We start from the raw sequence: 17,025 nt of genomic DNA, 5'->3' as shown, positions 1-17,025 counted from the left end.
CGCGCTTCAGGCCCTGAACTTAACCGGCCTCCCCTTCCGGCCCCAGGAAGGCGGCCAGGTCCTCACTGAGGGCCGCGGCCGCCAGCTCCAGGAAGCGGGCACCGTCGTCGGCCGTGGCCAGGAAGGGGTCGGAGCCCATGCGGCCGTCGGGATGGCGGCGGCGGAAGTCCTCGGGGCCGTGGATCGGCCCGGCGGGTGCCGCCTCGGGCAGGGGCCGCTGCTTGGCGCGGAGGCTGGGCTCCAGATGCAGGGTGAGGGCAATCTCGCTGGGGGTGGCATGGTGTCCCTCCCGATCGCCATAGCGTTCGCGGGCCTCCCGCATCACTGGACCTGCGGTGAACCAGTTGGCCAGTCGACAGCGCAAGCGCTCGGCGCCCGGCAGGCCCCGGGCCGCCGCGGTGCCATAGGCCTGGGCGAAGGCGGCCCGGGCCGTGGCGATGTTGCCGCCGTGGCCATTGATCACATAGATGCGCTCGAAACCGTGGCGCGCCAGGGAGAGCACCACGTCGTGGAGCACGGCCAGCAGGGTGGAGGGCTGCAGGCTGATCGTGCCGGCGAAGCCCAGGTGGTGCTCGGCCATGCCGAAGGCCTGGGCGGGCGTCACCAGGACACCCGTGCGCCGTCCCACCTCCAGGGCCACCGCCTCGGCGGTGAGGGCGTCGGTGCCGATGGCGCCGGTGGGGCCGTGCTGCTCGGTGGAGCCCAGCGGCACGATCACCCCGCGGCAGTGGGCCAGGTAGGCCTCCACCTCAGGCCAGCTGCGCAGCTGCAGCCGGATCTCCTCACGGCCGGCGACGGGGCCAGGAACTGTGCTGGGGCCTGGTGCGGTGCTGGGCATCGATCGGGTCATGGTGAACATGGCGGCCGGCGCCGTGCTGCCTAGGATGGACCCTATCCGCGGCGTCATGATGCTGCATCGCAAGCTCGAGCAATTCCGCCTGGAGCAGCGGCCGGTCTGGGTTTACCTGCTGGACCAGCAGCGCTGGATCGAGAGGGCTTTGGTGGCAGAGATTGAAGGCGATCTGGTCACCCTCCGCTACGACGACGAGGATGGCGACGAGCGCCACAGCTGGGAGGAGAGCGTCCGCCTCGCCTCGATCGGGGCCGTCAGCACCCGGTTGGCCTGCGTGAGCCGCTCCGCCGATGCCGACGACCTCCCCACCACCGGCGACTGTCCCGAGGCGGAGTGGCTCGGTCGCCCCTGATCAGCCCACCGAACTCAGTGGGCGCTGATCAGTGAGCGCTGATCAGTGAGCGGTGCCGTTGCCGTCGTAGTCGTCGGTGTCGTAGTAGCCGCCCTTGGTGCCGAAGTAGAGGGTGGTGAGCACAAACAGGCCGCTGACGGCGAGCAGAACGGTGCCGAGGTTGAAGCTGGCGGTTTCCATGGAGGATCTCTCGATCGGCGGGCCCCTGGCGATGCAGGGCTGCGGCCACTCTGGCCCCGCCACGCGGCGCTGGCCCTCCCGCGGCGGACCCGGTCCGCTTCCCCGCACCATTCCCCAGCGGTGCCACCCATGAACGACCCAGAGGCCGCCGCCATCGACCCTTGCTTCTTTGCCCGTCCCGCCGAGGTGGTGGCCCCGGAGCTGCTTGGCTGCCTGCTGCTGAAGCGCCAGGCCGATGGGGCGTTGCTCTGGGGCGTGATCGTGGAAACCGAGGCCTACTGCCAATCGGAGCCGGCCTGCCATGGCTACCGCCGCCGTTCGGCCAGCAACGCCACTTTCTTCGGCGAGCCCGGCCGTTTCTACGTGTATCTCACCTACGGGATGTATCACTGCGTCAACGTCGTCACCGGCCGCTGCGACTGGGCCAACGGGGTGCTGCTGCGGGCGGCCGCCCTGCCGGGGGAACCGGAGCGGGTGGCCGCCGGGCCAGGCCTGCTGGCCCGCCGTTTCGGCCTCGACCGCGGCCATGACGGCACCGTGGCCTCTCCGGCCTCGGGCCTCTGGCTGGCCCACCGGCCGCGCGAGCTGGCGGTGCAGCAGCAGCAGCCTCCAGAGGGCGACGAGGCGGGGGTGGTGCAGACCCAGCGCATCGGCCTCTCCCAAGGGCAGGAACTGCCCTGGCGCTGGTACCTGCGCGGCAGCCGCAGCGTCAGCCGGCGAGCCAGGGGCGATCGCACCCCTCGCCACGATGGGCTGCTCGCCAGGCTGGCCTCTACGGTTGGGACATTCGACGGCAGCAGGACGCCTTGAGCGGCTGGAGTCACCGCCACGTGCTCGACCTGGCGTCCTTCTCGGTCGCCGACTTCGCCACCGTTCTCGAACTGGCCCAGCGCTTCCGGGCCCTGCCGGTGGCCGGTGCGCGCCGGTTGCCCGCTTTGCAGGGCCGGCTGATGACCAGCCTGTTCTTCGAGCCCAGCACCCGCACCCGCACCAGCTTCGAGCTGGCGGCCAAGCGGCTGTCGGCCGAGGTGCAGAGCTTTTCCCCCTCCTCGAGTTCCCTCAGCAAGGGGGAAAGCCTGCTGGACACCGCCCGCACCTATGTGGCGATGGGGGCCGACATCCTGGTGGTGCGCCACCGCTGCACCGGTGTCCCCCACAGCCTGGCCCGCGACCTGGATCGCTGTGGCGAGCGGGTGTCCGTGCTCAACGCGGGTGATGGCCTGCACAGCCACCCCAGCCAGGGCCTGCTGGATCTGTTCACCCTGGCCCGGCACTTCTGCCCCGAGGCCCCCACTCCTGAGAGCCTGCGGGGCCGGCGCATCGTCATCGTCGGCGACGTGCTCCATTCCCGGGTGGCCCGCTCCAACCTCTGGGCCCTCACCGCCTGCGGGGCCGATGTGGTGCTCTGCGGCCCGCCGACGTTGCTGCCCGAGTGCTTCGCCGATTTCGTCCTGGCACCCCCCCCCGGTCAGAGCATCGATCCGGTGGCCGCCCGGGGCCGGGTGCAGGTGGAGCGTCGCCTCGAGGCGGCCCTGCCCGGGGCCGATGCGGTGATGACCCTGCGCCTGCAGAAGGAGCGGATGCAGCAGCACCTGCTGACAAGCCTGGACACTTACCACCGCCAGTACGGCCTCAGCCACCGGCGCCTGGCGCTCTGCGCCGATGGGGTGCCGGTGCTGCATCCCGGCCCGGTGAATCGGGGCGTGGAGATTGCCGGCGAGCTGCTCGATGATCCCGGCCGCAGCCTGGTGGAGGAGCAGGTCCGCAACGGCATCCCGATCCGCATGGCCCTGCTCTATCTGCTCGCCGCCACCTGAGGCACGCCTCAGAGCAGCTTGAAGCCATCCAGCAGCAGGCCGTAGAGCAGCCCCATGCGCGCCATGTCGAGCACCTGCAGCCGCAGTTTCAGGGGCTGGGCCAGCAGCCTGCCCCGCACACGGGCCGCCAGCTCGATGGCCAGCACACAGACCAGGGCCCCGAGGGGATCAAACAGGGACAGGGCGCCAATGATCGAACCGACGCTGCCCCCGACCACGAACCCGCTCAGCAGCACGATCAGCAGCAGCGAAAGGCGCCGCCAGGGGTTCTGCGCCCAGGCCTCCAGCAAATTACCCGACTGGGTGATGCGTTGCTGGAAGCGGGTCTGCTGGAAGCGGGGAGGCAATGGTGGAAACCTGCCGCTGATGAGAAGGGGGAGCAGGGGGCTCAACACCCGAGGGTGGAAAGCCACTGGCGGTGATCCCCATCACCCGACCCAAACCCTGCGCTCTCTTATTTACACCATCTCTGGCGTCTTGACAGCATTTTCCCCCCACCGATAGGGGATGCCAATAAAAAAGCCCGAGGCCAAGGCCCGGGCAGGTGATGGGGACGACACCAGCAAACCAAGCGCTTCGGGCTGGGGCAAGGGGGGGCAGCCGCTGACCGGAGCGTCCCTGCGGGGGCTTGACGGCAGGACTCGTCGGTCTCGGGCGTCGCGTTCAGCCGTCCCCGTCCTTCTTGCGGGAGCCCTTGCCCTCCAGCAGTTCAAGCAGGGCCTCCATCTGGGCCATCACACCCCGCACCTCCCCGGCCTCGGGCAGCAGGCCATCTTCCATCACCCCTTGGTGCATCTCACGCAGCTCCTGTCGGATGTAGCGCAGATGACTGACAACCTGTTCTCGCTTGGACTGCGACATGGAGCGGGCCCCTGATCAACCCCCTCTTTTACCCCATCGCCGTCTCACTTCCGTCCGAAACGCTGCTTGGCCTGCTCGTAGAAGGCCAGATCCACACCGTCCAGGCCGGCCTCGCGGGCCAGGGATTCGATCCGCCGCCGAATCAGTGGCCGCACCACGAAGGGAATCTCCCTGAGGCTTGTTTCCGCGTCGCTGCTCCAGTTCATCGGTGCGGAAGTGGGGGTCTGGTGCTGGCTGGTGGCCTTGGCGACTGGGCTGGCGGCTGGCTGTCGCCGGCCAGACTGGTGGATGGAGAATAGGGGACTCGAACCCCTGACCTCTGCGGTGCGATCGCAGCGCTCTACCAGCTGAGCTAATTCCCCTTCGATCGCCATTATCACCATCCTGTCCCCCTTCTCGGCCGCCACCTTGGTTGACTCCAGCCTGTCCATCACCCCCGAGCGGCTTGCAGCCTTCGACGAGGAGGCCATCGCCGAGCTCGCCCGGCGTCTGGACGACGACGACTACCCCACACCATTCGCGGGCCTCGCCGACTGGCACCTGCTGCGGGCCCTGGCCATCCACCGACCCGATCTGATCCAGCCCTACGTGCATCTGGTGGATCAGGAACCCTTCGATGAGGAGTGAGGCCGCGGCCGTCTCCGCCGTGGGCCCCAGTGATCCGCTGGCCGGGCGGCGGGTGCTGGTGCTGATCAGCGGCAGCATCGCGGCCGTCAAGTTGCCCCTGGTGGTCAGCGCCCTCGTGCAGCGGTTTGCCCAGGTGCGCTGCGTCCTCAGCCCCAGCGCCGAGCGGCTGGTGAGCGCGGTGGCCCTGGCCAGCCTCAGCCGTGCCCCCTGCCACGTCGAGGCCGACCAGTGGAGCCACCGGGCGGCCCGGCCCCTGCACATCGAGCTGGCCGAGTGGGCCGAGGTGGTGCTGCTGGCCCCCCTCAGTGCCACCAGCCTGGCCCGCTGGGTGCATGGCCTGGCCGACACCCTGCTGGCCAGCACCCTGATCGCCTGCGAGGCCCCCGTACTGGCCGCCCCGGCCATGAACAGCGCCATGTGGGCCGCCCCGGCGGTGCGCCGCAACTGGCGGGAGCTGCAGGGCTGGGAGCGGGTGCTGCCCCTGGAGCCGGGCAGCGGCCTGCTGGCCTGCGACCGGGTGGGCGATGGGCGCATGGCCGCCCCGGAGCTGCTGCTGCTGGCCCTGGAATCCGTGCTGTTGGCCGGTTGCCGCCGCGACTGGCGGGGGCGCCGCCTGCTGGTGAGTGCCGGCCCCACCCGGGAGCCCCTTGATCCGGCCCGCTGCCTCACCAATCCCAGCACCGGCCGCATGGGCGTGCTGCTGGCCCAGGCGGCCCGCCTGCGCGGCGCCAGCGTCGACCTGGTGCATGGCCCGCTCACGGTGGCCCCGGAATGGCTGGAGGGGCTGCGCTGCCATCCCGCCTCCACCGCCGCGGCCATGGAGGCGGCACTGGAGCGGCTGCAGGGCGGTGCCGATGCCGTCGCCATGGCCGCCGCCGTCGCCGACCATCGCCGCGTCGCCCCGGAGAGCTCCAAGCTCCCCAAGCAGGCCATGGCGGACGCGCTTCGCAGTGACTGGGAGGCGGTGCCCGATCTGCTGGCGGGCCTGGTGCAACGCCGTCCGCCGGCCCAGGCGATCCTGGGGTTCGCGGCCCAGAGCGGCGAGGTGCTCCAGGAGGCCCGGGCCAAGTTCGCCCGCAAGGGCTGCGACCTCCTGTTCGCCAACCCTATCGATCGCGCCGATGCGGGCTTCGCGGCGGCCAGCAACGAGGGCTGGCTGCTTGGCCCTGGGGAACGGGAGCGCCGTGTCGTCCCCACCGGCAAGTTGGGCCTCGCCCACGAGCTGCTCTCGGCGCTGGCCGAGGTGATGGCGCTCAGGGCTCCGGTTCGGGTTCCGGTGCCAGCAGATCCATGAACGTGCGCAGCTGCAGCCGCGGGATGTAGGGCCAGCCACCGCTGCTTTCCATCTCGGCGAGCAGGGTGAACAGGCCGTTGCGATCGCTGGGCAGGCTGCTGCGGAAGGGGCCGTCCTGGATGCTGCGGTGCAGGTGTTCGATGCGACGCAGCAGGTCAAGCAGGGCTTCGGGCTCCTGGGCCCGCTGTTCGGCGATCCGGAGCAGGGCGTCGAGGGGCTGCTGGAGGTCGGGGGCGGCCGGTGCTGGAGAGGGCGGCGACAAGGGGGTGGAGTCGTCGATCGGGTGGGTGCGGCTCAGGGACATCGTCCTCTCATACAGGTTGTTGAGAGCCCAGGCAAGCCGCCTGGAATGGGTGTTTTGCACCGGTAGGATCCCGGCCAGCCCAGTTCCCGTTCCGTCTCTGCGGCTTCTCCCCATGCGTTTCCGTCCCCTGCTGGCCCTCGTGCTGGCTCTGTGCCTGACCCTGGTGTCCGCATGCAGCGGCGGGGCCAAGGCCGTTGATCGGGCCAATCTCACCTACGAAGACATTCACAACACCGGTCTGGCCAACGACTGCCCGACCCTGCCCGATTCCGCCCGCGGCACGATCTCCCTGGATCCCTCGGCCCGCTACCAGCTCAAGGAGATCTGCATGCACCCCTCCGAGGTGTTCGTGAAGGGGGAGCCCGCCAACAAGCGCCAGGAGGCCCAGTTCGTTGCCGGCAAGATCCTGACCCGCTTCACCTCCAGCCTGGATCAGGTCTATGGCGACCTCGCTGTGACGGCGAATGGCCTCAGCTTCAAGGAGCTGGGTGGCATCGACTTCCAGCCGATCACCGTGCTGCTGCCCGGCGGAGAAGAGGTGCCCTTCACCTTCTCCAGCAAGGAGCTGCGGGCCACGGCCGACGGTTCTGCCCTCAGCACCAGCACCGACTTTGAAGGTCCCTATCGGGCCCCCAGCTACCGCACCAGCAACTTCCTCGATCCCAAGGGTCGTGGTCTCACCACCGGCTACAGCAGTGCCGTGGGCCTGGTTCCGGCCGGTGATGAGTTCAGCGGCGAAACCGTCAAGCGCTACGTGGATGGCACCGGCACGATGAACCTGTCCATCACCAAGGTGGATCCCAGCACCGGGGAATTCGCCGGGGTGTTCACCGCCATCCAGCCCTCGGATACCGACATGGGCACCAAGGCGGTCGTCGACGTCAAGATCACCGGCGAGCTCTACGGCCGTCTCGAGCAGGTCTGAAGACGCGGGCGGGACAGACCCACCCAGCCATCAGCCGTTCAGCGAAGGGGCCCGCGGGCCCCTTTTTCATGGCCGAGCGCCGGTCTGGGAGGATGGTCCCAATCTCCTGTGACGCCCGCCCCGTCGCCATGACGCTCGCCAATACCGCTCCTCATTCCGACCTGATCGCCCCCCATGGCGGCAGCCTCGTCGATCTGATGCTGCCGCCCGACCATCAGGCGGGTGTGCGCGCCTCGGTGGACCGGGTGGTGGCGTGCAGCCACCGCAACGCCTGCGACGTGGAGCTGCTGATCGTGGGCGGCTTTTCGCCCCTGCGCGGCTTCATGCACCAGGAGGACTACGACGCGGTGGTGGCGGGCCACCGCACCACCAGCGGTCTGCTGTTCGGTCTGCCGATCGTCTTCGACACCGACGACAGCACCATCGCCGTGGGCGAGCGGCTGCTGCTCACCTACCAGGGGCAGGACCTGGCGCTGCTCACCGTGGAGAGCCGCTGGGAGCCCGACAAGGTGGTCGAGGCCAAGGGCTGCTACGGCACCACCTCCCTGGAGCACCCGGCGGTGCGCATGATCGCCACCGAGCGGGGCCGTTTCTACCTTGGCGGACGTCTCCAGGGTCTGGCCCTGCCCCAGCGGGTGTTCCCCTGCAGCACCCCGGCCGAGGTGCGCGCCACCCTGCCAGCCGGCGAGGACGTGGTGGCTTTCCAGTGCCGCAACCCCATCCACCGGGCCCACTACGAACTGTTCACCCGGGCCCTCGAGGCCCCCAACGTGAGCAAGGGTGCGGTGGTGCTGGTGCACCCCACCTGCGGTCCCACCCAGGAGGACGACATCGCCGGAGAGGTGCGCTTCGCCACCTATGAGCGTCTGGCGGCCGAGGTGGATAACCCCCGCATCCGCTGGGCCTACCTGCCCTATGCGATGCACATGGCCGGCCCGCGGGAGGCCCTGCAGCACATGATCATCCGCAAGAACTACGGCTGCACCCACTTCATCATCGGCCGCGACATGGCGGGCTGCAAATCGTCCCTGAGCGGTGAGGATTTCTACGGCCCCTACGAGGCCCAGGACTTCGCCCGCGACCAGGCCACCGAACTGGGCATGGAGACGGTGCCGTCGCTCAACCTCGTTTACACCGAGGAAGAGGGTTACGTCACCGCCGAACATGCCCAGGCCCGGGGGCTGCACATCCGCAAACTGAGCGGCACCCAGTTCCGCCAGATGTTGCGCGGCGGTGAGGAGATCCCGGAATGGTTCGCCTTCCGTAGCGTGGTGGAGGTGCTCAGGGCCGCAGCCTGAGCCCCGTCCGCCACCGGACGCCGTTTAACATTCTGTTACTTTCATTCTCACACAGGAGACAGGGACGTGAAGAAACGCTGGCGCAACGCGGGGCTCTACGTGCTCCTGGTGATCGTGATGATCGCGGTGGGCACCGCCTTCCTGGAGCGCCCTGACCCGGCCCGGGCCCCCCGCACCCTGCGCTACAGCGATTTCGTCGAGGCCGTGCAGGCCAACGAGATCTCCCGGGTGCTGATCTCCCCCGACCGCGGCACCGCCCAGGTGGTGGAGAACGACGGCCAGCGCGCCGTCGTCAACCTCGCCCCCGACAAGGACCTGCTCAAGCTGCTGACCGACCACAACGTCGACATCGCCGTGCAGCCCAATCGGGAGCCGGCGGCCTGGCAGCAGGCGATCGGCAGCCTGATCTTCCCGCTGCTGTTGCTTGGCGGCCTGTTCTTCCTGTTGCGGCGCGCCCAGGGCGGTGGCGGCAATCCGGCGATGAACTTCGGCAAGAGCAAGGCGCGGGTGCAGATGGAACCCCAGACCCAGGTCACCTTCGGGGATGTGGCCGGCATCGAAGGCGCCAAGCTCGAGCTCACCGAGGTGGTCGACTTCCTCAAGAACCCTGACCGCTTCACGGCGGTGGGGGCCAAGATCCCCAAGGGCGTGCTGCTGGTGGGCCCCCCCGGCACCGGCAAGACCCTGCTGGCCAAGGCGGTGGCCGGTGAGGCGGGTGTGCCCTTCTTCTCGATCTCCGGCTCGGAGTTCGTTGAGATGTTCGTGGGCGTCGGCGCCAGCCGCGTTCGCGACCTGTTCGAGCAGGCCAAGAAGAACGCCCCCTGCATCGTGTTCATCGACGAAATCGACGCCGTGGGCCGCCAGCGTGGCGCCGGCCTCGGCGGCGGTAACGACGAGCGCGAGCAGACCCTCAACCAGCTGCTCACCGAGATGGACGGCTTTGAGGGCAACACCGGCATCATCATCGTCGCGGCCACCAACCGCCCCGACGTGCTCGATTCGGCCCTGATGCGGCCGGGCCGTTTCGATCGCCAGGTGGTGGTCGATCGCCCCGACTACGCCGGCCGGCTCCAGATCCTCGGCGTCCATGCCCGCGGCAAGACCCTCGCCAAGGACGTGGACCTCGACAAGGTGGCCCGCCGCACCCCAGGCTTCACCGGTGCCGACCTGGCCAACCTGCTCAACGAAGCGGCCATCCTGGCGGCCCGGCGCCAGCTCACCGAGGTGTCGATGGATGAGGTCAACGACGCCATTGAGCGCGTCATGGCCGGTCCCGAGAAGAAGGACCGGGTGATGAGCGAGCGCCGCAAGCGTCTGGTCGCTTATCACGAGTCCGGCCACGCCCTGGTGGGTGCCCTGATGCCCGATTACGACCCCGTCCAGAAGATCAGCATCATTCCCCGCGGCCAGGCCGGTGGCCTCACCTTCTTCACCCCCAGTGAGGAGCGGATGGAGTCGGGCCTGTACTCCCGTTCCTACCTGCAGAACCAGATGGCCGTGGCCCTCGGTGGCCGCGTGGCTGAGGAGATCGTCTACGGCGAAGACGAAGTCACCACCGGCGCCTCCAACGACCTGCAGCAGGTGGCCCGCGTCGCCCGCCAGATGGTCACGCGCTTCGGCATGAGCGATCGCCTTGGCCCGGTGGCCCTGGGCCGTGCCCAGGGGGGCATGTTCCTCGGCCGCGACATCGCGGCCGAGCGAGACTTCTCCGAGGACACCGCCGCCGCCATCGATGAGGAGGTCTCCCAGCTCGTGGCGGACGCCTACCGCCGTGCCACCGATGTGCTGCTCGCCAACCGGGCCGTGCTGGATGAGCTGGCCGAGATCCTGGTGGAGAAGGAGACAGTCGATGCGGAGGAGCTCCAGGAGCTGCTCATCTCCCGCGACGTGACGGTGGCGGCCTACGTCTAGCTCCACCTGCGCGTCCCTGATCGCGTCCCTGCACCACCAGCCCCTGCTGGTGGTGCTTCGTCATCGGCAGCCCTCCCTGCTGGTTCCCCAGCTGGAGCAGCTGTTTGATCTGGGGCTGCGGCACGTCGAGATCGCCTGGGGTCCCGGCGCCGACTGGATCGCCCAGTGCCGGCAGCTGATCGCCGCCTGCCCCGATCTGCGTCTGGGGGCTTCCTCGATCTGCAGCGCAGCGGCCCTGGAGGCCGTGCTGGAGGCCGGTTTTGCCTATGGCGTCTCCCCCATCCTCGACAGTGCCCTGCTGGAGAGCTCGGCGGCGGCCGGCTTCGTCCTGGTGCCCGGCGTGATGACACCCACGGAGGTGAACCGGGCTCGGGCCCTGGGCTGCGCCATCGTCAAGTTGTTTCCCGCCAGTGCGGTGGGGATGGGCTACTGGCAGCGCCTGCGGGATCCCCTCGGCGCGCCGCTGCCCTTCTGTATCGCGGCCGGCGGCCTCCGGCCCAGCGATGTCCGCCCCTGGCTGGAGGCCGGGGTCGACGCCGTTGCCCTGGGGGCCTCCTTCGCGGCGGAACCGGTGCGGCAGCTCCTGGCGGAACTGGCACTGCGGCCCTGATCAGGCCATCACCAGAGGCTGCACTGCCCCTGCTGGCGCAGCAGGTGATCGGCGAGCACCAGGGCCACCATCGCCTCCACCATCGGTACGGCCCGCGGCAGCACGCCGGGATCGTGGCGGCCTTTGGCTTTGAGGATGGTGGCGGTGCCGCTGGAATCAATCGTCTGCTGGCCTTGCGGATTGTCGCCGTCAGTCCCAGCCAGCACCGCCTGCTCCAGGCGCTGACCGCACGGCCGGATTCAACTGGGCTGGGCCACCTTCGGCGAAAACCACCGATTTGATGAGAAGGTGCCACCTTGGCCGAGCCATGGTGGCTGCACCGTGGATCCGTGATCCAGGAGCAGACGTCGTGGCTTTCTGGCCATCCTCGCCATAATGGAATTCGAAGGACGAGTACCCAACATGAGCGGTTCACTGGATTCATTGCAGGTCAAGATCATGGGCCTGTCATCAGCAGAGCGGCTGCAACTGCTCGAACAACTGATCGCTGGCTTGGATCAGGATGAGCCCCTCGAACGTGACTGGGATGATCTGGCGATACGGCGCTTGGATGACGTGCAATCAGGACGGCTCGAATCTGAGCCTGCCGAACTGGTGATCAGCCGTCTTGAGAGCCTTTTCCCCTGATGCGGGTCACGATTCATCCAAGCGCCGAGAATGATGTCAGCGAAGCAGCATCCTTCTATCGGCAGCAGGGATCACCGCTCATCGCCTCTCGATTTGTCAATGAGTTTCGACGTATCGTAGAGTTCATCGCCGCTTATCCAGAGCTCGGAGCGCCGCGAGCTCGAGGCCTGTGCGTGGAAGGACAATGGCGATTTTCCCTTATACCGTTGTTTACAGGCAAGACAACACTGAGATTCGCTTTCTTGTTGTGAAACATGATCGGCGCCAGCCAGGTTTTGGTGCTGGGAGGATTTAGTCCCGAAGGCGGTGAGCGCGAGTTTGTGGTGTCAGATGGTCCAGGAACGCGGCGAGAACCACCCCGCCTCGGCCCGCTTGCAGCACTCGGCCCGAAGTCCATCGCCCACAGGCTGTCGCAGCAGCTGCCCACTGTTGAAGTCGCCGATGTCGATCACTCGGGCTATCACCCGATCGGGGTTGCGCAGCGACTGTTCGGCAGGTTGCCACAGATCAGCTCAGCCGCCTGCCGAAGAGCTTCAGGCACTCCGGGTACAACCGCTTCTGGGTCAGTGCAGCCCCCTCACCAGGGGCAGCACTGACCCTGCTGGCGCAGCAGGTGGTCGGCGAGTACCAGGGCCCACCATCGGTACGGCCCGCGGCAGCACGCCGGGATCGTGGCGGCCTTTGGCTGTGCCAACAGGCTCTGCCGATCGGCGACAGGGGGTCGCTCCTAGGCCGGCTCAATCTCCGCGTTTCTGCTCGCCGCTGAGCTGGCGGATGTACTCCTTGTGGCTGACCGTGGCTGAACGGCTCGGCCGCTGCATCCGCATCCGGAGCAGACTGCGCTGGCCTTCCTCCAGCAACGAGAGCTCCGAGCCACGGCGGCGCGCGAAGATCGCGAAGCCACAGGCCAGGGCCAGGCAGGCGCCGGTGTTGCGCAATTGCTCCGGCAACAACCGCAGCGGATCCGTGGCCGGCAACGCCGCCCGCTGGCGGGCGAACTGCACCTGGGCCTGATCCAGCGCCATGGTGGCTTGGGCCTTGAGCTGTGGCAGCGGCAGCTCCAGATCGGCCGGCGATACGCCGGGGCCGTTCAAGGCCTGGAAGCGGCTCTTGAGGTCGGCCTTGCTGGCTGCCTGGGCCACCGCCTGGTGCAGGCCGGCCAGCTGCCGCTCAGCCCGCTGCAACTGGCTGCGCTGCTCGGCGCCGCCGCGGCTCTGCAGCCGCAGGCCGGCACTGATCTGCAGCGGCGCCAGCAGCAGAAAACCGAGGCTGGCGGCGATGGCCAGCTGCGCGAAACGCTCCTGCCGCGCCCTGATGCGCGGATCGCGGGGCTCGAGGTGGCGGGCCAGCTGCAGCAGCGCTAGGGCCAGCAGCGGCAGCGTGGCTACATTCACCAGCACGGCACCGAGGCGGATCTGCCAGGCGGCATCGAGGGGCTGGAAGGGGAAGAGGCTGCCGAGCACGAGCAGGGCGAACAGCAGGGCGAACACCAGGGCTAGCTGGCTGAAACTGCGCACCGGCATCACGGGCACCACGGGGAGAACAACGGATCAGGTCAACAAAAAGGCCCCGCCGTGGCGGGGCCAGAAGAGGGAAGACAAAGCCGAGAGCTCAGGCCTGTGACGCGGAGCCGGCGCGCACACGGGCCCGCAGGCGACGGCTGTGGGAGAAGGCGGCCGCCGCACCGAGCAGGGGAAGGGGGCCCGGGACGGAACTGGGTGGAGGAGCGGTACCAACCCGCACTTCGATGCTGTCGCTGCCCACGGTCCAGGTGCCGAGCAGGCCTGGGGTGGCACTCAGATTGAGGCCGGCCAGGGTTTGCCCTGAAAACAAACCTGAGCCGTTGATTACATTTCCCTGGACGTAGCTACTGTCGAGAACTAGTTGGTTAAAAATTCCAAACAAAACAACGTTGTCGCCCGTGTAGCTGCTGAATGAGAACGTGGTGCTGCCCCCGGGGCCAAAGCTGGCCGGTCCTGAGACTGCAAGTTGCAGGCCGCTGGCAATATTGCCGGTTGAGACCAGAGCAAGGTCTGGTCCAATAACTGAGCCAAGGCTGGTGCTGCCGTTGGTGCCAGACGGAAGACCGGAGAGTGAGCCAGCAATATTCAATCCAACATCGCTGCCTTGCTGGATGAATTCAAAAACAAGGAGGGCATCGGCATCGCCCGCGTTGATCACAGTGCATGCCGAAGCCGTCAAGAGAGCGATGGGAAACCTTAGTCGCTTGAGCATGCCGCCGATCGCCATCATCTAAGCCGTAAAGACGCTGCAATGCTGACCTCCGGCGCGTTTTTGTGGGGGGGGGGGGGTGTGCCAGTGATCCGGCCGTCCCCATCTCTGGGCGCTCCGCCATGCGGAAAAGGGATCAGTTCGGCGAAGATTCTGAGGAAAATTCCGGGTTGCGCCTGGCTGTTGCTCGTGAACGGCTGCTGATGCCCTGGCCGCGCGGAGCCCTGGTTGGCGCCGCTGACGCCGCGCGTCGGTAGCAGACAGGCCCAGGAGAGCAGCGCCTCGACTTGTCTGCAGGGCTGCCGCACCCATCCTCTGGCCCGAAGACATCGGCGGGCAGTTCATCGCCCAGGGCATCCGGGGTGCGGGTGGGGCATAGAGCTTGTCCAGCACCCGGGCCTGGCGTTGCCCGGCCCATTACCAGCAGATCAACATCCGAGCGACGGCTGGCTGTGCCCCGTGCCCAGCTGCCTCACCAGACTCTCCAGTGACGCCAGCAGCCCGCAGCGAAACCCAACAGGCAGATTGTTGGCCTCGATTCCGCGGTGTAGCGCCGGCCGTGCGTCAGCCCCAGGTTTGATTCCAGCGCCTGGGCTTTCCGGTTGTGCTCAGGCGCTGCGCTCCCCTGCGAGAAGCCCTGGGCCTCACTTCGGGCCGCTCCCTTGTGGGCTGACAACAGATGGCTGTGATCTTGCTCGTCCATTGCCTGGCGGAGTGGTACTCCCTGCCCGCCGGCAGAGGCGTGTCGTCCGACGCACGGCTGAGCCAGAAATCCCCCGTTCTCCTGTTCAGGGGCGACGGTGCTGGCCTCCCAGCAGGCGATTCAGTCCGTCACCCCTGGAAGGCTCCGGATGCCATAGTCTTAAGACCATGGTCATTCTGAGTGGCATGGATTCCCCTCCTCCTGCGCCATCCGCCACGCCGCAGCAGGTCTCGAAATCCCACTTCAAGGCCCATGCCCTGGAGTTGTTCCGCCAGGTGGAGGCCAGCGGTGAACCGCTCGTGGTGACCGATCACGGCCGCCCCACCCTGGAGGTGCGCCCCTATCGCCCGGCCCGGCCCGACTCCGACCCACTGGAACAGCTGCGCGGCTCGGTCCTGCGCTTCGACGATCCGTTCGCGCCCGTCGGCGAGAACGACTGGGAAGCCCTGGCGTGATCCTGCTTGATTCCCATGCGCTGATCTGGTGGGCGGATGGGGATCGTCTGCGGCTGTCAGCGACTGCCCTGGCCGCCATCGATCAGGAGATCGAGAGCGCCGTCCGTCCGGGCGGTTCCCCAGGGCTGCTGGTGTCGGCGATCAGCTGCTGGGAAGTGGCGATGCTGGTGAACCGGGGTCGGCTCGCCCTCAGCCTTGATGTGGAGCGCTGGTTGGCGCTGCTGGCCTCCCATCCGGCCGTGCGCTTTCTGGCTCTGGATCCCGCCGTGGCCGTGGCGGCCACGCGCCTGCCGCAGCCGTTCCACGCCGATCCCGCCGATCGCTTCCTGGTGGCCCAGGCCCGCGCGCTGGGGATTCCCCTGCTCAGCGCCGACAGCAAGATCCGCTCTTATGACCATGTGAACAGCCTGTGGTGAGCAGGCCTACCTCCTTTGAGCGGGGCTCGTGCATCCAGCGGGAGCCCGCTCGCGTGGGCGGCTTCACCAGAGGCTGCACTGGCCCTGCTGGCGCAGCAGGTGATCGGCCAGCACCAGGGCCACCATCGCCTCCACCATCGGCACGGCGCGGGGCAGCACGCAGGGATCGTGGCGACCCTTCGCCGCCAGGGTGGTGGCGGCGCCGGAGGCGTCGATGGTCTGCTGCTCCTTGCGGATCGTGGCGGTGGGCTTGAAGGCCACCCGCAGCCGGATCTCCTCGCCGTTGCTGATGCCCCCCTGGATGCCGCCCGAGTTGTTGGTGGCGGTGCGCAGGCGGCCGTCCTCGCTGGGCAGGAAGGCATCGTTGTGCTCGCTGCCCCGCAGCAGAGTGCCGCCGAAGCCGGAGCCGATCTCGAAGCCCTTGGTGGCCGGCAGGGACATCAGTGCCTTGGCCAGATCCGCCTCCAGCTTGTCGAACACCGGCATGCCCAGAGCCACCGGCGGCCGTCGCACCAGGCACTCGATCACCCCGCCGCAGGAATCCCCCTCCCGCCCGATCGCCTCGATGCGCTCGATCATCCGCGCGGCGACCGCCGGATCCGGACAACGCACGATGGTGCGCTCCACCGCCTCCAGGGTCACCGTGGCCGGATCCACCACGGCCTCGATGTCGTGGATCCGGCGCACCCAGGCGATCACTTCAGTGCCGGCGGCACGGGACAGCACCTGCTTGGCGATGGCGCCGGCGGCCACCCGGCCGATGGTTTCCCGGGCTGAGGCGCGCCCGCCGCCGCTGCGGGCCTGGATGCCGTACTTGGCCTGGTAGGTGGCATCGGCATGGGAGGGCCGAAAGGCCACCTCCATCTCCCTGTAGTCCTGGGGGCGCTGGTCCTTGTTGCGCACCACCATCGCGATCGGCGTGCCGAGGGTGACGCCATCGAGCAGGCCGCTGAGGACCTCGACCCGATCGTCTTCCTTGCGGGGGGTGGTGATGTGGCTCTGGCCAGGCTTGCGGCGGTCGAGCTCCGCCTGGATGGCCTCCAGATCGAGCGACAACCGCGGCGGGCAGCCATCGACGATCACGCCCACGCCACCGCCGTGGGATTCACCGAAGGTGCTGATGCGAAAGAGGTGGCCGAAGCTGCTGCCCATGGCGTCCTGTGACTGGCGCGAGACTACGAAGCGGTTGTTTTGACGTGCTCAGATCCGGCGGGCCCTGACCTCCAGGATGGTGTGGCCCACCCAGAAACTGCCGGGATCGGCCCGGCGGGTTTCCATCTGGAGCCTGCCAGACATCAGAGCAGGCGCCTGAAGCCAACAAAAAACCCCCTGCGCAGGCAGGGGGTTCAAAGCGATCAAGGACGAACCAGGATCAGACGATCAGGGGGATTCCAGGGAAACGGGGTGAACCGGATCAGCCGATGGCCGGGGCAGTCAGGGCCACAGGGGTGGCGCTGGCAGCCGCCAGGTCGAGCGGGAAGTTGTGTGCATTGCGCTCGTGCATCACTTCCATGCCGAGCCCGGCACGGTTGAGCACGTCGGCCCAGGTGTTGATCACCC

Annotated in this window: 23 protein-coding genes, 1 tRNA gene and 3 pseudogenes; 14 read left to right on the top strand and 13 right to left on the bottom strand. The window is 68.2% G+C overall.

Going from position 1 to position 17,025, the window contains the following annotated elements:
• Positions 1-19 precede the first annotated feature (19 nt).
• Positions 20-838 (bottom strand): creatininase family protein, encoded by an 819-nt coding sequence (locus KBZ33_RS14155; protein WP_254953950.1) that lies wholly within the window; start codon positions 836-838, stop codon positions 20-22.
• A gap of 70 nt (positions 839-908) precedes the next feature.
• Here KBZ33_RS14155 and KBZ33_RS14150 point away from each other — a divergent pair, with 70 nt between their 5' ends.
• Complete coding sequence (locus tag KBZ33_RS14150; protein ID WP_254954037.1) at positions 909-1,205, top strand: DUF6679 family protein; 297 nt, start codon at positions 909-911, stop codon at positions 1,203-1,205.
• A gap of 42 nt (positions 1,206-1,247) precedes the next feature.
• Here KBZ33_RS14150 and KBZ33_RS14145 read toward each other — a convergent pair whose 3' ends face one another.
• A complete protein-coding gene (locus KBZ33_RS14145) occupies positions 1,248-1,385 on the bottom strand; it encodes a hypothetical protein (protein WP_254953948.1) in 138 nt (45 codons plus the stop codon).
• Here KBZ33_RS14145 and KBZ33_RS14140 point away from each other — a divergent pair.
• Genes KBZ33_RS14140 through KBZ33_RS14130 form a run of 3 tightly spaced genes read left to right on the top strand, consistent with a single transcriptional unit; the run spans position 1,384 to position 3,202 of the window.
• Positions 1,384-1,518: a hypothetical protein gene (locus KBZ33_RS14140; RefSeq protein ID WP_254953947.1), complete on the top strand. Its 135-nt coding sequence runs from the start codon at positions 1,384-1,386 to the stop codon at positions 1,516-1,518. The genes KBZ33_RS14145 and KBZ33_RS14140 overlap by 2 nt on opposite strands.
• Positions 1,515-2,195, top strand: coding sequence for a DNA-3-methyladenine glycosylase (locus tag KBZ33_RS14135; protein WP_254953946.1), 681 nt, complete (start codon positions 1,515-1,517; stop codon positions 2,193-2,195). Before KBZ33_RS14140 ends, KBZ33_RS14135 begins: the two co-directional genes overlap by 4 nt.
• Positions 2,192-3,202 (top strand): aspartate carbamoyltransferase catalytic subunit, encoded by a 1,011-nt coding sequence (locus KBZ33_RS14130; protein ID WP_254953944.1) that lies wholly within the window; start codon positions 2,192-2,194, stop codon positions 3,200-3,202. The genes KBZ33_RS14135 and KBZ33_RS14130 overlap by 4 nt, the downstream gene beginning before the upstream one ends.
• Before the next feature lie 8 nt (positions 3,203-3,210).
• Here KBZ33_RS14130 and KBZ33_RS14125 read toward each other — a convergent pair whose 3' ends face one another.
• The 4 genes from KBZ33_RS14125 to KBZ33_RS14110 all read right to left on the bottom strand — a co-directional run bounded on the left by KBZ33_RS14125 (position 3,211) and on the right by KBZ33_RS14110 (position 4,425).
• The gene (locus tag KBZ33_RS14125) at positions 3,211-3,549 is read right to left on the bottom strand and encodes a DUF565 domain-containing protein (RefSeq protein WP_255011813.1); all 339 of its coding nucleotides are present in this window, start codon (positions 3,547-3,549) and stop codon (positions 3,211-3,213) included.
• Positions 3,550-3,865: 316 nt separating this feature from the next.
• Positions 3,866-4,063 (bottom strand): hypothetical protein, encoded by a 198-nt coding sequence (locus KBZ33_RS14120; RefSeq protein WP_015109473.1) that lies wholly within the window; start codon positions 4,061-4,063, stop codon positions 3,866-3,868.
• Positions 4,064-4,107: 44 nt separating this feature from the next.
• Positions 4,108-4,269 (bottom strand): PCP reductase family protein, encoded by a 162-nt coding sequence (locus tag KBZ33_RS14115; RefSeq protein ID WP_254953940.1) that lies wholly within the window; start codon positions 4,267-4,269, stop codon positions 4,108-4,110.
• Positions 4,270-4,352: 83 nt separating this feature from the next.
• Positions 4,353-4,425 (bottom strand) — tRNA-Ala (locus KBZ33_RS14110).
• Positions 4,426-4,471: 46 nt separating this feature from the next.
• On the opposite strand from KBZ33_RS14110, the gene KBZ33_RS14105 reads away from it, so the two are divergent.
• Positions 4,472-4,690 (top strand): DUF2555 domain-containing protein, encoded by a 219-nt coding sequence (locus KBZ33_RS14105; RefSeq protein WP_254953938.1) that lies wholly within the window; start codon positions 4,472-4,474, stop codon positions 4,688-4,690.
• The gene (gene coaBC, locus KBZ33_RS14100; RefSeq protein ID WP_254953936.1) at positions 4,680-5,984 is read left to right on the top strand and encodes a bifunctional phosphopantothenoylcysteine decarboxylase/phosphopantothenate--cysteine ligase CoaBC; all 1,305 of its coding nucleotides are present in this window, start codon (positions 4,680-4,682) and stop codon (positions 5,982-5,984) included. Before KBZ33_RS14105 ends, coaBC begins: the two co-directional genes overlap by 11 nt.
• Here the strand turns inward: coaBC and KBZ33_RS14095 are convergent.
• A complete protein-coding gene (locus KBZ33_RS14095; RefSeq protein WP_254953934.1) occupies positions 5,944-6,288 on the bottom strand; it encodes a hypothetical protein in 345 nt (114 codons plus the stop codon). The two genes, coaBC and KBZ33_RS14095, sit on opposite strands and share 41 nt — an antisense overlap.
• Positions 6,289-6,400: 112 nt before the next feature.
• On the opposite strand from KBZ33_RS14095, the gene psbO reads away from it, so the two are divergent.
• From psbO to KBZ33_RS14075, 4 genes are all read left to right on the top strand, one after another.
• Entirely contained in the window at positions 6,401-7,213 is an 813-nt protein-coding gene (psbO, locus tag KBZ33_RS14090) for a photosystem II manganese-stabilizing polypeptide (RefSeq protein WP_254953932.1), read from the top strand.
• A 128-nt stretch (positions 7,214-7,341) separates the two neighbouring features.
• Positions 7,342-8,511: a sulfate adenylyltransferase gene (gene sat, locus KBZ33_RS14085; protein WP_254953930.1), complete on the top strand. Its 1,170-nt coding sequence runs from the start codon at positions 7,342-7,344 to the stop codon at positions 8,509-8,511.
• A gap of 66 nt (positions 8,512-8,577) precedes the next feature.
• Complete coding sequence (ftsH3, locus tag KBZ33_RS14080) at positions 8,578-10,422, top strand: ATP-dependent zinc metalloprotease FtsH3 (protein WP_254953928.1); 1,845 nt, start codon at positions 8,578-8,580, stop codon at positions 10,420-10,422.
• 49 nt (positions 10,423-10,471) lie between these two features.
• Positions 10,472-11,032: a bifunctional 4-hydroxy-2-oxoglutarate aldolase/2-dehydro-3-deoxy-phosphogluconate aldolase gene (locus KBZ33_RS14075; protein WP_396108542.1), complete on the top strand. Its 561-nt coding sequence runs from the start codon at positions 10,472-10,474 to the stop codon at positions 11,030-11,032.
• Between the two features lie 8 nt (positions 11,033-11,040).
• Here KBZ33_RS14075 and KBZ33_RS14070 read toward each other — a convergent pair.
• Positions 11,041-11,222: pseudogene (locus KBZ33_RS14070) on the bottom strand (chorismate synthase); the annotation flags it as partial.
• 212 nt (positions 11,223-11,434) lie between these two features.
• On the opposite strand from KBZ33_RS14070, the gene KBZ33_RS14065 reads away from it, so the two are divergent.
• Positions 11,435-11,659 carry an addiction module protein gene (locus KBZ33_RS14065; RefSeq protein ID WP_254953919.1) on the top strand — a complete coding sequence of 75 codons (225 nt, stop codon included), beginning with the start codon at positions 11,435-11,437 and terminating at the stop codon, positions 11,657-11,659.
• On the top strand, positions 11,659-11,910 hold the full coding sequence (locus KBZ33_RS21865) for a type II toxin-antitoxin system RelE/ParE family toxin (RefSeq protein WP_396108540.1): 252 nt from the start codon (positions 11,659-11,661) through the stop codon (positions 11,908-11,910). Before KBZ33_RS14065 ends, KBZ33_RS21865 begins: the two co-directional genes overlap by 1 nt.
• 326 nt (positions 11,911-12,236) lie before the next feature.
• Here KBZ33_RS21865 and KBZ33_RS21860 read toward each other — a convergent pair.
• The 3 genes and pseudogenes from KBZ33_RS21860 to KBZ33_RS14055 form a co-directional block, all read right to left on the bottom strand.
• Positions 12,237-12,348: pseudogene (locus KBZ33_RS21860) on the bottom strand (chorismate synthase); the annotation flags it as partial.
• A gap of 48 nt (positions 12,349-12,396) precedes the next feature.
• Positions 12,397-13,182: a hypothetical protein gene (locus KBZ33_RS14060; RefSeq protein ID WP_254953917.1), complete on the bottom strand. Its 786-nt coding sequence runs from the start codon at positions 13,180-13,182 to the stop codon at positions 12,397-12,399.
• A gap of 88 nt (positions 13,183-13,270) precedes the next feature.
• Positions 13,271-13,909 carry a hypothetical protein gene (locus tag KBZ33_RS14055; RefSeq protein ID WP_254953914.1) on the bottom strand — a complete coding sequence of 213 codons (639 nt, stop codon included), beginning with the start codon at positions 13,907-13,909 and terminating at the stop codon, positions 13,271-13,273.
• A gap of 870 nt (positions 13,910-14,779) precedes the next feature.
• On the opposite strand from KBZ33_RS14055, the gene KBZ33_RS14050 reads away from it, so the two are divergent.
• Both KBZ33_RS14050 and KBZ33_RS14045 read left to right on the top strand, forming a co-directional pair.
• Complete coding sequence (locus tag KBZ33_RS14050) at positions 14,780-15,049, top strand: type II toxin-antitoxin system Phd/YefM family antitoxin (protein ID WP_255011812.1); 270 nt, start codon at positions 14,780-14,782, stop codon at positions 15,047-15,049.
• Positions 15,046-15,465, top strand: coding sequence for a type II toxin-antitoxin system VapC family toxin (locus tag KBZ33_RS14045; RefSeq protein ID WP_254953910.1), 420 nt, complete (start codon positions 15,046-15,048; stop codon positions 15,463-15,465). The genes KBZ33_RS14050 and KBZ33_RS14045 overlap by 4 nt, the downstream gene beginning before the upstream one ends.
• Before the next feature lie 63 nt (positions 15,466-15,528).
• On the opposite strand, the gene aroC is transcribed toward KBZ33_RS14045, so the two are convergent.
• On the bottom strand, positions 15,529-16,617 hold the full coding sequence (gene aroC / locus KBZ33_RS14040) for a chorismate synthase (protein ID WP_254953909.1): 1,089 nt from the start codon (positions 16,615-16,617) through the stop codon (positions 15,529-15,531).
• A 262-nt stretch (positions 16,618-16,879) separates the two neighbouring features.
• Positions 16,880-17,025: pseudogene (locus KBZ33_RS14035) on the bottom strand (photosystem II q(b) protein); the annotation flags it as partial.

Source organism: Cyanobium sp. Cruz-8D1, assembly GCF_024345975.1.
Classification (GTDB): Bacteria; Cyanobacteriota; Cyanobacteriia; order PCC-6307; family Cyanobiaceae; genus Cyanobium.
Note: the sequence above shows the minus strand (reverse complement) of the source record. Positions and strands in the feature narration are given on the sequence as shown.

Coding starts and splice junctions, on each gene's coding strand:
- KBZ33_RS14155 (WP_254953950.1), bottom strand. CDS start 838: ATGCCCAGCACCGCACCAGGCCCCAGCACAGTTCCTGGCCCCGTCGCC.
- KBZ33_RS14150 (WP_254954037.1), top strand. CDS start 909: ATGCTGCATCGCAAGCTCGAGCAATTCCGCCTGGAGCAGCGGCCGGTC.
- KBZ33_RS14140 (WP_254953947.1), top strand. CDS start 1,384: ATGGAGGATCTCTCGATCGGCGGGCCCCTGGCGATGCAGGGCTGCGGC.
- KBZ33_RS14145 (WP_254953948.1), bottom strand. CDS start 1,385: ATGGAAACCGCCAGCTTCAACCTCGGCACCGTTCTGCTCGCCGTCAGC.
- KBZ33_RS14135 (WP_254953946.1), top strand. CDS start 1,515: ATGAACGACCCAGAGGCCGCCGCCATCGACCCTTGCTTCTTTGCCCGT.
- KBZ33_RS14120 (WP_015109473.1), bottom strand. CDS start 4,063: ATGTCGCAGTCCAAGCGAGAACAGGTTGTCAGTCATCTGCGCTACATC.
- KBZ33_RS14115 (WP_254953940.1), bottom strand. CDS start 4,269: ATGAACTGGAGCAGCGACGCGGAAACAAGCCTCAGGGAGATTCCCTTC.
- coaBC (WP_254953936.1), top strand. CDS start 4,680: ATGAGGAGTGAGGCCGCGGCCGTCTCCGCCGTGGGCCCCAGTGATCCG.
- KBZ33_RS14095 (WP_254953934.1), bottom strand. CDS start 6,288: ATGTCCCTGAGCCGCACCCACCCGATCGACGACTCCACCCCCTTGTCG.
- psbO (WP_254953932.1), top strand. CDS start 6,401: ATGCGTTTCCGTCCCCTGCTGGCCCTCGTGCTGGCTCTGTGCCTGACC.
- sat (WP_254953930.1), top strand. CDS start 7,342: ATGACGCTCGCCAATACCGCTCCTCATTCCGACCTGATCGCCCCCCAT.
- KBZ33_RS14065 (WP_254953919.1), top strand. CDS start 11,435: ATGAGCGGTTCACTGGATTCATTGCAGGTCAAGATCATGGGCCTGTCA.
- KBZ33_RS21865 (WP_396108540.1), top strand. CDS start 11,659: ATGCGGGTCACGATTCATCCAAGCGCCGAGAATGATGTCAGCGAAGCA.
- KBZ33_RS14060 (WP_254953917.1), bottom strand. CDS start 13,182: ATGCCGGTGCGCAGTTTCAGCCAGCTAGCCCTGGTGTTCGCCCTGCTG.
- KBZ33_RS14055 (WP_254953914.1), bottom strand. CDS start 13,909: ATGGCGATCGGCGGCATGCTCAAGCGACTAAGGTTTCCCATCGCTCTC.
- KBZ33_RS14050 (WP_255011812.1), top strand. CDS start 14,780: ATGGATTCCCCTCCTCCTGCGCCATCCGCCACGCCGCAGCAGGTCTCG.
- aroC (WP_254953909.1), bottom strand. CDS start 16,617: ATGGGCAGCAGCTTCGGCCACCTCTTTCGCATCAGCACCTTCGGTGAA.